This window comes from Sphingobacterium sp. KH_072, assembly GCF_057837975.1.
Genome location: NZ_CM174457.1, coordinates 3,751,708 through 3,765,000 on the forward strand (window position 1 = coordinate 3,751,708; position 13,293 = coordinate 3,765,000).

Consider the following 13,293-nt stretch of genomic DNA (forward strand, 5'->3'; position numbering starts at 1 on the left):
AAAGCGGGAAACTACTTCATTTTTATTGAAACTTCTTCGCGTTCACTCTACGATCGCCTTCTGTCAAGTAGATCTTACGTAAACGCATGCTTTGTGGCGTTACCTCAATATACTCATCAGCTTGGATGTATTCCATACATTCTTCCAATGAGAACTTGATCGCTGGCGCAATACGAGCATTATCATCCGAACCGGATGCACGCATATTGGTCAACTGCTTTCCTTTGGTTACATTGATCGTCAAATCATTGTCGCGGATGTGCTCACCTAAGATTTGGCCTTCATAAATATCTACACCTGGATCAACGAAGAAACGACCACGATCTTGCAATTTATCAATTGAATACGCTGTAGTAGAACCCGTATCCAAAGAAATCAATACACCTGCCATACGCTTAGGAATAGTTCCTTTCCAAGGCTCGTAACCTTTCAAGCGGTGCGCCATTACAGCCTCACCAGCAGTAGCCGTCAATACGTTGTTACGCAATCCGATGATACCACGAGAAGGAATAGCAAACTCTAAGTGTTGCATATCACCTTTGGCTTCCATGATCAATAATTCGCCTTTACGTTGCGTAACTAGCTCGATTACCTTACCAGAGACTTCTGCAGGAACATCCACTACTAGCTCTTCGATAGGCTCACATTTCACACCGTCAATCTCTTTAACGATTACCTGTGGTTGACCTACTTGCAATTCGTAACCTTCACGACGCATAGTCTCGATCAATACAGACAAATGGAGAATACCACGACCATATACTAACCAAGCATCAGGAGATTCGGTTGGAACGACACGTAATGCCAAGTTTTTCTCCAATTCCTTTTGCAAACGATCGTAAATATTACGAGATGTTACCAATTTACCTTCTTTACCGAAGAAAGGTGAGTTGTTGATGGTAAACAACATGTTCATTGTTGGCTCATCAATGCTCATTACTTCCAGTTGCTCTGGATTTTCGAAATCGGCAATTGTATCACCAATATCAAAACCATCAATACCAACAACGGCACAGATATCTCCTGCTTTTACTTCTGATACTTTGATACGACCTAAGCCTTCAAAAACCTGAAGCTCTTTCACGCGAGATTTCACAATTTTACCATCACGCTTCACAAGCGATACCGGTTGATTTTCTTTGATTGTTCCACGCGCAACACGTCCTATCGCGATACGACCAACAAATGTGGAGTAATCTAGAGAGGTAACTTGCATCTGAAGTGTACCTTCCGACACCTTAGGTGCTGGGATATGCGCTATAATAGCATCAAGCAAATCGGTGAAGTCTGTTGTAGGCTGTTTCCAGTCTGTAGACATCCAACCTTGTTTAGACGATCCGTATAATACGGGGAAGTCTAATTGGTCTTCTGTTGCTTCCAAATTAAAGAACAAGTCGAACACATTTTCGTAAACCTCATCTGGACGACAGTTTTCTTTATCGACCTTGTTGACAACAACAATAGGTTTGATTCCTAAAGCTAATGCTTTACTCGTAACGAAACGAGTTTGAGGCATTGGGCCTTCAAAAGCATCAACCAAAAGAACAACTCCATCGGCCATTTTCAAGACACGCTCTACCTCACCACCGAAATCGGCGTGACCAGGCGTATCAATAATATTAATCTTTACATCCTTGTAGGTAACGGATACGTTTTTGGAAACGATAGTGATACCACGCTCACGCTCCAAATCGTTGTTATCCAGGATGAGTTCTCCTGCGTTTTCATTTTCTCTGAACTGATTCGTGAAATAGAGAATCTTGTCAACCAATGTGGTTTTACCGTGGTCAACGTGAGCGATAATCGCTATGTTTCTGATGTTCTGCATGCTACAGCTTGTCGTGTAAAATTCTAAGGTGCAAAAGTAAAAAAATAAAAACAACTAATCACTACATTTTAAATGATATATTTGGAATAGTTGAATAATAAAGATTTCTTAATATGAAATGGCTTTTAACAGTAGTAATATCCCTGTTTATGATGCATCACATATCGGCGCAAAATAAGACCGATTGGGCGAATTTTGGTAAATATGCAGCGGCAAATACGCAAGAGGAAAGTGGACAAGTGGTATTTATGGGTAATTCCATTACCGAAGGTTGGAAAAATCAGCGCCCTGAATTCTTTAGTAAAAATGGCTATATAGGTCGAGGTATTGGTGGACAGACCAGCGCGCAAATGCTCGTTCGCTTTCGTAAAGATGTGATCGATCTACAGCCCAAAGCGGTGGTAATCCTTGCTGGCACCAATGACATTGCACAAAATCAAGGTTATATATCGCAAGAAAACATCTTAGGGAATATTATCTCGATGGTGGAGCTCGCGCAACATCATAATATTAAGGTGTATTTATGTTCCGTTTTACCCGCTTACGAGTTTGGCTGGCGCACAGAGATCAAAGAGGTCGCCAATCAGATCGTACAATTAAATTCGCTTATTCGCTCGTATGCCGAGAGCCAAGGTGTTCCCTTCGTGGATTATCACTCGGCACTGAAAGACGAGCGAAATGGACTGTCGGAACAACATGCGAAAGATGGCGTGCACCCGACAGTTGCGGCTTATGAAATCATGGAAGCTGTATTACAAAGCGCCTTAAAATAATGTGCGGTCACCAGTTGATTTAATCATTATTAAATTATAAACAAGCTTATTAAAACAGAACACCCGAACCAAGCTGGTTCGGGTGTTCTGTTTTATATAGGAGTACTGATCCTACAATTACGAAATCACCTTCAATTCTTGACCTACTTTAGTAAATGCCGCAATGGCTTTGTCTAAATGTGCGCGATCATGCCCAGCCGATATCTGTACACGAATACGGGCTTTATCTTTTGGCACTACTGGGTAGTAGAAGCCGATGACATAAATTCCCTCTTCCAGCATTTTGGCTGCAAATTCTTGCGCCAGCTTCGCATCGTACAGCATGACAGGTACAATAGGATGCACACCCGGCTTGATGTCGAATCCAGCGGCGGTCATTTTCTCTCTAAAGTATGTGGTATTGTCTTCTAATTTGTCGCGTAAGGTGGTGGTTTCGCTCAACATATCAAGCACAGCAATAGATGCACCTACAATCGCAGGAGCCAAGGTATTGGAAAAAAGATATGGTCTGGAGCGCTGACGCAACATCTCGATAATCTCTTTGCGACCAGAAGTGAAACCGCCAGAGGCTCCGCCTAATGCTTTACCAAGCGTACCTGTAATAATATCGATCCGACCCATGACATCACACAATTCGTGTGTACCACGACCTGTTTTACCGATAAAGCCGGAGCAATGCGATTCATCGATCATCACCAAAGCATCGTATTTATCGGCTAGATCACAGATTTTATCTAAAGGCGCTACGGAACCATCCATCGAAAAAGCGCCATCGGTCACGATTATACGATGACGCGCACCCGATGCGGCTTGTAGTTGCGCTTCCAAGTCATGCATATCGCAATTCTTGTAGCGAAAACGCTGTGCTTTACACAGACGAACACCATCTATAATAGAAGCATGATTGAGCTCGTCGGAGATGATCGCATCTTCTGCGCCAAACAAAGGTTCGAAAACGCCACCATTAGCATCGAAAGCGGCAGCATACAATATAGTGTCTTCTGTGCCTAAGAATTGCGACAGTTTATCTTCCAATTGTTTGTGCGTATCCTGCGTACCACAGATAAAACGCACGGACGACATACCGTATCCATGTGAATCAATCGCTGCCTTAGCAGCAGCGATTACATCGGGGTGTGATGATAACCCTAAGTAATTGTTTGCGCAAAAGTTGATGACTTCCTGTCCTGTATTTATTTTGATATCCGCTCCCTGAGGCGTCGTGATAATGCGTTCTTTTTTGTAAAGTCCGGCTTCCTGAATTTCCGCTAATTCTTTTTGTAGCGCGGCTTGCAAGTTGTGGTACATATATTTAAAATGCTTTTATTGTTGCGTATATATTCAAAGATACAATATTTTCGCGGCTCTATGATCTCCATAAGCGGGCAGTGCACGTGCAACAAAAAAGGACAGCAGTAGCTGTCCTTCGTATAAGTAATTGCTGTTCGCGTTCTTACTTAATACGCGTAAAAACTTCTGTACGCCCCAACAAACTGACGCCCACAAAACCGCGCACTTCTAGCTTGTCTCCTTTTGGAGTCATCTTGCTACTGTAGGTTTTACCAGATTTTGGATCATAGATTTCGCCACCTTCATAGGTATTTCCTTTTTTGGTGAAGTTGGTTAATATCTCTAGACCTTCAATTTTGCGATCGCGAAGACTCTTGTCCGAATTTTTCTCATCTTTTTTCGAAGAATCTTTTATCCAATATAATTTTCCGAAATACTTATCACCTCGTTTAAAAATCTCGACTCGACCTTCCTTACTCGAGTTTTCCCATTTACCTACGATTGGGTCTGAAGACTGTGCAAATAATGAAAATGCGATCATTACCACGCTTAAAACTAAAATTATTCTCTTCATAGCTTTTATTGTTTACAATTGTTATGGTTAAATATACGATTTTTTTACTATGCGAGCATAGCACAATTTTCACTATAGAAAGGTATCACCTCTGATAATTAAACTGCACTATACTAATACGGTTTTTTGCGCTGTAGAAATTGGCATTTTTTTTGTCTGGATTTTATTGAATCACAACTTAATTATTTATACTATGCATTTTATACTTTCTCTTCTTCTCACCGGAATCATCATTGCGGGAGCATCTTACATTATTCCAGGCGTAACGGTCGACGGTTTTGGCTGGGCGATCGTAACGGGGTTGGTCATTGGTTTGGTGAACGGGATTGTTGGCGGAATCTTACGGTTATTTACCTTCCCCTTGAACTGGCTAACTTTTGGATTGGTTTCTTTTATCATTACGGTACTAATGATTATGCTAAGCAGCAGCATTATGGGCACTAAATTTCAGGTGGCTGGATTTTGGTCGGCTTTCTTTTTCGCGATTGCAGTAGCTGTTATGGAGATGATCTTAGGTGCATTAGTAGCTCCAAAAAGTCGTTAATACTCATTCAAATCTATATAAACGAGAACAGCAGCAAGATTACTTGCTGCTGTTCTGTTATAAGACCTCTACGAGATCCAAATCTTTGGAACAAAGTTCATATTAGACTAGTAAGCTCCTAAGAAGAAACTTCCAGCTTGACCTTTCAATCTAATACCTTTAGTCTCTACTACCCGTTTTCCAGTTAATGATGTAAAGGTTACTATCTTTACCGCTAGGTGTTGGTGGCACATAAGCCAAGTCACAAAATCAACAACCTCAATAATTTATAAACACAAGAAAACATCTTTACTAATTAAAAGTGACAGCATGATCATTTTGTTAACAACTGTGATGTCATTATAATTTGAAAAAACGTTATCGTTCTGCGGTGAAGATTCAGTTTATAATCAGTAGAGATCGAAGGTTCCTTCAGACAACTGACTTCGAAATTTTATAGAATTGCAAAAAAACAACAGTAAACAAGAAAGGATTTGGGAATACATACCCAAATCCTTTTAGTGCATAACTGTAGACGACTACCTTTAGCGAACATCCCACCAAACTCTGCCCGTAAGTACGCCGATATCACCTTGGCTGGACGCATTTTGGTTATTCGAGTTTACTTCCGTTTCTGGATACATAAACCGACGTGGATATGCGTCAGGAGTTGGACTTGTTACCGATGCAGGAAATGTTGGCAAACCTAACCTTTTATGATCATGCCATGCTTGAATATTATTCAATCCGTTCAACGCCAACCATTTTTGTGTAATTATCCTTTCAATTTTATTCGGCGCAGCGTCCAGGGTAACGCTTGGTTGCGCGATGTAAGCAACAGTACTATAGTTGTTTACATTGAATTGATAGTTAAAAGAAGCTTGTATAGCACTATTATATAATGTAGTACTATTGGATGAAAGCCATCCTCTTTCGGCAGCTTCAGCTTGCAAGAAATAGGCTTCTGCCAAAGAAATCATCATACTTCCTTGATTAAAACTTTTTAATACACCGGCAGGAGTTGCGCTATTTTCCGTTGGCCCCTTCATCGCAGAAGTGTTGGCTGATGCAAATTCAGCTGATACCGTATTATCTCCAAACACCACACCTTGATAAGCATTGTTTACCATCACAAAGTTTTGACCCAATCTAGGGTCATTGTATTCTGCATATTTTGCTAATAGATAGCGTGTCGGGCGTATATTGCCATAATTAGCGACCGCTACGCCAGCATTATTACGGTAATAGGTTTCGTAGAAAGGATTCATTTTGCCAGCAGTATTAAGATAGCCTGGGTTTACCATCGCATTATCTAGTAGAAAACCGGATCCCTCTTGCGTAATTTTTGTAATCTCTTGCGTGATGTATCCACTCTGATCTGCCACTTGTGATTGTCTTAACAATGCGCGTAGTTTCAAAGTATTTCCAAATTGCGCCCACTTGGCGCGATCGCCTCTAAAAAGAATATCATCTGCACCTGGTGCGCTGGAAGATGACTTAATCTCGGCAATGCCTTCGGTGATGAGATCCATTGATTTTTGATACACATCCTTGCCCGGCTCGTATACTGGTTGTAAATATAAGGAACCTTGAAGAGCCTGCTCGAATGGTACATTATTATAGAAATCTACCAAAATGAAATAATGATAAGCCGTCATCACTTTAGCAATCCCTTGGTAAAATAAGGATGCTTCTGTACCTGCTTGTTCCATAATTTGCTTATAGTAGAACAAGTTCGTGTACGTTGTTTCCCAGACAGGAATACCATCTCTCGTATCACGAATACCCGGCCCATTATAATTTTTTAGCGCGGTAAATGAACTGGCTGCTTCACCGGCTGTTCCCCAATAACCACCCCAAAAGCCACCAATTTGGTTAAGCTGAGTAGCCTCATAATTGGCTGAGCTATTCAACGCGGCGGATAATTTCACGCTTAAACTCAAGTTTTCATTGGTCGGTGCATTCGGATTATCATTTACCTCTAAAAAATCTTTGCATGATACGAAGCTTAGGGTTGCCGCTATCAATATCCCTATTTTAATTATATGTAATTTCATCTTTGTTGATATTAAAACGCTACGTTAATGTTAAAGCCGAAAGATCGTGCTGTAGGAATCTGTCGAAAACTGGAATAGCCATCCGTTGAATTATATAAGGCTTCCGGATCGCCAAGTTGATTAGAATCGTGGCTAATGATAAATAGATTATTCCCAACCAAGCCCACAGAAGCACCACGAATTACTTTCTGTCCAGCAAGTAAACTGGCAGGCAAATCATATCCGATATAAAGCTCTCTCAGCTTCAAATAATCTCCTTTAGCAGCAGTCACCGTTTGTACTTTCCCATAAGCATCCCACCAAGCACGATCTCCTTTTGAGTAGACATCGGTATTCTCCACCAACGAGCCGTCAGGTGTACGAATCATGGTATTCGGCATAATGAATGGTTCTCTATTATATTTAGCTGTCTCTGCATGTGTACCTGCAGTGTACATTCTTGGAAGCACTTCCGAGTACATCCATGCTCCAAGGCGAGAGTCTATTTGGAAACCTAACGTGAAGCCTTTGTACTTGAAGTTTGAGTTAAAACCAAAGAGATACGGAGGTACCATCGTACCCAAGATCGTTTCGTCTTCACTCAATCTAATATTTCCGTTTGGATCTAAAATTACCTTTCCGGATGCTGGGTCTCTGTCGAAATCTGTCATTCGTAAGGTAGGATATTGCTCCCCTACAATCGCGTATTGCTGACGGAAGATAGTGAACTCGTTACCTGTAAATAGATTCACAATCTCTGTTTTGGTATACGTAAAGTTTACACCCAGATCCCAACGAAAGTTAGTTCCGCGAATTGCAGCTCCATTCAAAGCAACCTCTAGCGTACTGTTAATCATTTGTCCAGCATTCACTGTTGAGGTATTGAAACCGGTGGCTCTAGAAACTTGGCTATTGAAGATCTGATCTTTAGAATCAGAATAAGCGTAAGCGATGTCAGCATTTAGGCGATTGTTAAACATTCCTAATTGTACTCCGACTTCGAACGAACGCACAAATTCGGGCTTGATGAAACGATTGGGTTCTGTCGACGAAGGAATGTACCCCACCAGACCACCATAAGGAAAACCTGGTGCCTGATTGTAGTTTAGGTTAAGTGCGTAAGGGCTCAAGGTCACATTTCCTGTTCTATTGAATGAACTATATAAACGACCGTAACTTAATACGCGATTATCCCGCAAGGCTGGAATCGCATCGGTAAAGACGAAAGACGTACTGACGCCCGGCGAAAAGTAATTCCTGTTCTCTGGATCTAGTACTGAAGTTTGATCATTACGACCTGTAAAGGTCAGGAAAAGGTAATTCTTGTAGCTTGTCGTGAACTCTCCGTATGTTGCCAAAGAACGCTGACGCGTGATCGTCGAACCACCAGCCAACTCACCTGTTCTAGATCCTTGGTTGAAAAGATCATCGAACAAAAGGTTATTGGCTGCCACATTAATGTCTTTTCTATTATCCATTCTAACATTCTGACCCAATAATAATCTCGTCGTTATATCTCCAAAACTTTTGTGGAAATCCAGAATGAAATCATTGTTAAAACGGTTGTAATCCCGGTGCGAATCATTTACTGTACCGATTACATTTCGGGTAGCGACTGATGAGTTCAGTTGACGGTTCGTTACTCGTCCTGGCTCTGATTGAATATACAAACCGGTTCTATTGATCACATCTAACCAATCTGCCACCTCATAACTAAACTCTAATCGAGAATTGATAGTATGCTGATCGAATGTCTGGCGGTTATTGTCTGCCATAAAGAATGGATTACGCGCCGCACTCAACGGAGAGTACCAATTCAAAGGATGGTTGGGCGAAGTTGGATCTTGCCAATTACGTGCATCCTGATAATCTATGTTAGCAGGCTGTGCATACACCGATGCCCAAGGACCATCTGGCGTAGTATTATTTTTGAAGAAAACATAATTCATATTGAATGAAGTAGTTAATTTATTGAATCGACGGGATCCATTAAATCTAGCGCCGGTACGACTCGACTCATCACCTGGAATAACTCCTTTGATCCGTACGTCTTGCAATGACAAAAAGTATGAGCTATTGGCATCCCCACCAGAAAAGGACACATCATTTTGCATTGTCACGCCGGTATTGAAGAAATCCTTTCGATTATCGATTCCAGGAGCAGCAAATAGTTTCTGTGGTTGCACCCCGTTGATTGGCAATCCGAAATCCTTCAATTCGCCATCAAAACGTGGACCCCAGGATTCATTTGCTGTTGGACTATAAACACCATTTTGTCCTTGGCCAAATTCCGTTTGCTGTGGAGGTAGGAAAAACACGTTGGAGAACAAAGTGCTGTTGCTATAATTTACAGTACCGCGATCAGATATACCGGTTCTTGTCGTGATCATGATCGCACCATTTACTCCCTCAGAACCATATAATGCGGCCGCATTTGCGCCTTTCAAAACGGTGATATCTTCAATATCGTTTGGATTGATCCGTGTGATATCTGGCAATGGTACCCCATCTACTACATATATCGGATCATTCTGACTGCGGTTTAATGATCTGGTACCGCGCAAACGTACTTGTACGCCTGGATCTGTTTTCCCGCTTGTCAGATCAGTCGCATTGATTCTTAAACCAGCGACTTTACTTGAAAGTGCTAATAGCGGATTCACCATCTTACCCAAATTCAATTCTTCATTATTCACGGACTGCGCAGAAGTACCTAACTCTCTAGATGATCGTTTAATTCCTAAAGCTCCTGTCACCAATACTTCAGCTAGTTCTCTTGTGTCGCGTGGCAAAATAATGACTAAATTAGCACTCCGTTCACGAACAACGATGTCTGTACTGCGATATCCTACAAAATTAACTCGAAGTGTTTGTCCTACATGAGCACGAATAGAAAATCCACCCGAAGTACCTGTCACCGCGGCGCCTGAGCGATCGTTCTCTAATACCTGAACACTAGCCCCTACAATGGGTGATCCAGATTCTTGATCTACAACTCTGCCTTGAACAATAATATGAACTTGTCCGATGGCAGCATTGCTCATAACCGCAAATAATATTGCGATAAAAAGTCGTAAGTTGAGCTTTAACATGCTTAATTAATAGATTAGTTTTTTATATTTACATCATTTAGACTTTGTCTAAATAAACTTAACAGAGCAAATATAGAACTAATCGAGTCAAATAAATGACGTGTTCGGAAAATAAGATTACAAAACCAGAAAAATATTCGGTGATTCCACGCCTTACGACCTATGTTTGTACGGATACCTTCTTCACAAAAGTAGACCAACCGTGCTTTGTATTTGAAGAAGCAGCGTCATTAATCGTTTTAAGTACGACATCAATAACAAGTAAAGATCTATGGATTGAGTTGAATCAGGTACATATTCCTCTTCCTACTGGGAACACTTACATCACAGAAGCAAATAAGGGAGATCACCTAATAACTTGCAAGGAGTCGGAAGCGGGTGAGTGCATCGTACTAATCTTATGTAGACGCTTTATAGCTACATTCGGTTTAGAGCACTTGTTATGCACAGGTTTAGGCCGCCATACAAACCGAATTGTAAGAACGACAAGTCGCTCTACACTGCTTATTAAGCAGATCACTACACTATCGGATACTCATGTAACGCCCTTAGATCAGCTATTAATAAATAGTCGCCTATTTGAACTACTCCACGGCCAATCGAGAGAAACAATCAGCGTTGACAATCATACACAATCTGTCCATTTTGATAAGATACAACTCGCAAAAAGAGTGATCCACGAAGACTTATCCAAAGTAATAACAATACCAGAATTAGCAAAGATTGTAGGAACAAATGAACAGTACCTAAAAAAGTATTTCAAAGTATACTATGGACAAACTATAGCACGATACACTATGGAAATTAAGATGGATCATGCACGCAAACTTCTCTCCGAAGGCAAACTACGGATAACCGATATATCTAGGATGATTGGCTACAAGCATTCCACACACTTTACAACAACCTTTAAGAAATATTATGGATTTAATCCTATTCAGCTTAAATAGTACTGTAATGCTAACAGCCCTTTCCAACTGTAAAGCTCTTGACGGATAAGACTGGTTAATACTTCACGGTTAGTTCACCACTACACCATTAGTTCACGGAGAGTGAGTGTACTATAAGTGTATTAAAGGCACCTGGCTAGTAGATAATCGCTTCAATTATAGGAAAGCTCTGGTAAAGCTGTATATAATATCTAGACTATGGAGAGCAGAGCTGTACTTGCTAAAGCTTCTTTGTTACAAAAATATTTACACAAAAAAAGCCCTTGCAATTTTGTTGCAAGGGCTTTAGTATAAAATTAGGCACCGACCTACTCTCCCACCTGTTACGGCAATACCATCGGCTCTGGCGGGCTTAACTACTCTGTTCGGAATGGGAAGAGGTGGACACCGCCGATATAGGCACCTGAATATCTTTATTTCGTATCGAGTATATAGTAGTGCGTATCGAGATCAATCTCTATTGGCAGTACGTATATCCCAGTACAAAAGAATATCGTGACATATATTTGAAAGAAAGAAGGACAGTAAGAAAATATAATCTGCATACCATTCACTATTGCTAGCGTAAGAAACACAGGAAACAACAGAACACGTTTTCTATCATTGCGAAAGCTTCGGGCTATTAGTATCACTTGGCTATGGTATCTCTACCTTTACACCTATGACCTATCAACGTAGTCATCTTCTACGACCCTATAAGGAAGTCTCATCTCGTGGCTAGTTTCGCACTTAGATGCTTTCAGCGCTTATCTATTCCCGACGTAGCTACCCAGCCGTACACCTGGCGGCATAACTGGTTCACCAGCGGTCAGTCCATCCCGGTCCTCTCGTACTAAGGACAGATCCACTCAAACTTCCAACGCCCACAACAGATAGGGACCGAACTGTCTCGCGACGTTCTGAACCCAGCTCGCGTGCCACTTTAATGGGCGAACAGCCCAACCCTTGGGACCTTCTCCAGCCCCAGGATGTGACGAGCCGACATCGAGGTGCCAAACCTCCCCGTCGATATGAGCTCTTGGGGGAGATCAGCCTGTTATCCCCAGAGTACCTTTTATCCTTTGAGCGATGGCCCTTCCATACAGAACCACCGGATCACTATGTCCGTCTTTCGACCCTGATCGACTTGTTGGTCTCACAGTCAAGCGGGCTTATGCCATTGCACTCCACGTACGGTTACCAAGCGTACTGAGCCCACCTTTGAAAGCCTCCGTTACCTTTTTGGAGGCGACCACCCCAGTCAAACTACCCACCAAACAATGTCCTCGGCTAAACCGAGTTAGAAACCGAATACAGAAAGGGCGGTATTTCAAGGTTGATTCCACGACTCCTAGCGAAGCCGCTTCAACATCTCCCGCCTATCCTACACATCCTGTATCCAATTCCAATGTTAAGCTATAGTGAAGGTTCATGGGGTCTTTCCGTCCCGTTGCGGGTAATCGGCGTCTTCACCGATACCACAATTTCACCGAGCTCATGGCTGAGACAGCGCCCAGATCGTTACACCATTCGTGCAGGTCGGAACTTACCCGACAAGGAATTTCGCTACCTTAGGACCGTTATAGTTACGGCCGCCGTTTACTGGGGCTTCGATTCAATGCTTCTCTTACGATGACATCCCCTCTTAACCTTCCAGCACCGGGCAGGTGTCAGGCCTTATACTTCATCTTTCGATTTTGCAAAGCCATATGTTTTTGCTAAACAGTCGCCTGGGCCTTTTCACTGCGGCTTCTCCATCGCTGGAGGAAGCGCCCCTTCTCCCGAAGTTACAGGGCCATTTTGCCGAGTTCCTTAGCCATGATTCACTCGAGCACCTTAGGATTCTCTCCTCGAACACCTGTGTCGGTTTGCGGTACGGGTTTTATATACCTGAAGCTTAGCGGGTTTTCTTGGAAGTCTGATTACCTGCACTATCAGCGCCGCCGAAGCTTTGCTGTACTATCGTGTTTCAGCACAGTCTGCGGATTTGCCTACAGTCTGTATACCTACGCACTTCAACGAACTATTCCGTCAGTTCGCGGCAGTGTCACTACTCCGTCACCACATCGCAGTATATAAAAGTACGGGAATATTAACCCGTTGTCCATCGGCTACCTCCTTTCGGATGCGCCTTAGGCCCCGACTAACCCTGATCCGATTAGCGTTGATCAGGAAACCTGGTTCTTTCGGTGGGCGGGTTTCTCACCCGCCTTATCGTTACTTATGCCTACATTTGCTTTTCTATAAT

General features: G+C 42.2%; 8 protein-coding genes and 2 rRNA genes (1 of these 10 only partly in view). 3 read left to right on the forward strand and 7 right to left on the reverse strand.

The window, feature by feature from the left end:
• Nucleotides 1-22: 22 nt before the first annotated feature.
• A complete protein-coding gene (gene typA, locus AC3IRT_RS16670; protein WP_489394331.1) occupies nt 23-1,828 on the reverse strand; it encodes a translational GTPase TypA in 1,806 nt (601 codons plus the stop codon).
• A gap of 149 nt (nt 1,829-1,977) precedes the next feature.
• Between typA and AC3IRT_RS16675 the strand changes: the two genes are divergently transcribed.
• The gene (locus AC3IRT_RS16675; RefSeq protein ID WP_489394332.1) at nt 1,978-2,601 is read left to right on the forward strand and encodes an SGNH/GDSL hydrolase family protein; all 624 of its coding nucleotides are present in this window, start codon (nt 1,978-1,980) and stop codon (nt 2,599-2,601) included.
• Between the two features lie 117 nt (nt 2,602-2,718).
• Here AC3IRT_RS16675 and kbl read toward each other — a convergent pair whose 3' ends face one another.
• Both kbl and AC3IRT_RS16685 read right to left on the reverse strand, forming a co-directional pair.
• Complete coding sequence (kbl, locus tag AC3IRT_RS16680) at nt 2,719-3,909, reverse strand: glycine C-acetyltransferase (protein ID WP_489394333.1); 1,191 nt, start codon at nt 3,907-3,909, stop codon at nt 2,719-2,721.
• Nucleotides 3,910-4,054: 145 nt separating this feature from the next.
• Nucleotides 4,055-4,465, reverse strand: a complete 411-nt coding sequence (locus AC3IRT_RS16685) for a DUF2147 domain-containing protein (RefSeq protein ID WP_489394334.1) — start codon at nt 4,463-4,465, stop codon at nt 4,055-4,057.
• A gap of 193 nt (nt 4,466-4,658) precedes the next feature.
• Between AC3IRT_RS16685 and AC3IRT_RS16690 the strand changes: the two genes are divergently transcribed.
• Complete coding sequence (locus AC3IRT_RS16690) at nt 4,659-5,009, forward strand: phage holin family protein (protein ID WP_489394335.1); 351 nt, start codon at nt 4,659-4,661, stop codon at nt 5,007-5,009.
• A gap of 524 nt (nt 5,010-5,533) precedes the next feature.
• On the opposite strand, the gene AC3IRT_RS16695 is transcribed toward AC3IRT_RS16690, so the two are convergent.
• Together AC3IRT_RS16695 and AC3IRT_RS16700 are read right to left on the reverse strand one after the other, a co-directional pair.
• The gene (locus tag AC3IRT_RS16695) at nt 5,534-7,045 is read right to left on the reverse strand and encodes a SusD/RagB family nutrient-binding outer membrane lipoprotein (RefSeq protein ID WP_489394336.1); all 1,512 of its coding nucleotides are present in this window, start codon (nt 7,043-7,045) and stop codon (nt 5,534-5,536) included.
• 11 nt (nt 7,046-7,056) lie between these two features.
• On the reverse strand, nt 7,057-10,116 hold the full coding sequence (locus tag AC3IRT_RS16700; RefSeq protein ID WP_489394337.1) for a SusC/RagA family TonB-linked outer membrane protein: 3,060 nt from the start codon (nt 10,114-10,116) through the stop codon (nt 7,057-7,059).
• A 95-nt stretch (nt 10,117-10,211) separates the two neighbouring features.
• Between AC3IRT_RS16700 and AC3IRT_RS16705 the strand changes: the two genes are divergently transcribed.
• Nucleotides 10,212-11,066 (forward strand): helix-turn-helix transcriptional regulator, encoded by an 855-nt coding sequence (locus AC3IRT_RS16705; RefSeq protein WP_489394338.1) that lies wholly within the window; start codon nt 10,212-10,214, stop codon nt 11,064-11,066.
• 295 nt (nt 11,067-11,361) lie between these two features.
• Here the strand turns inward: AC3IRT_RS16705 and rrf are convergent.
• Together rrf and AC3IRT_RS16715 are read right to left on the reverse strand one after the other, a co-directional pair.
• Nucleotides 11,362-11,473 (reverse strand): 5S ribosomal RNA (rrf, locus tag AC3IRT_RS16710).
• 196 nt (nt 11,474-11,669) lie between these two features.
• A 23S ribosomal RNA gene (locus tag AC3IRT_RS16715) occupies nt 11,670-13,293 on the reverse strand; it runs 1,263 nt beyond the window's last position.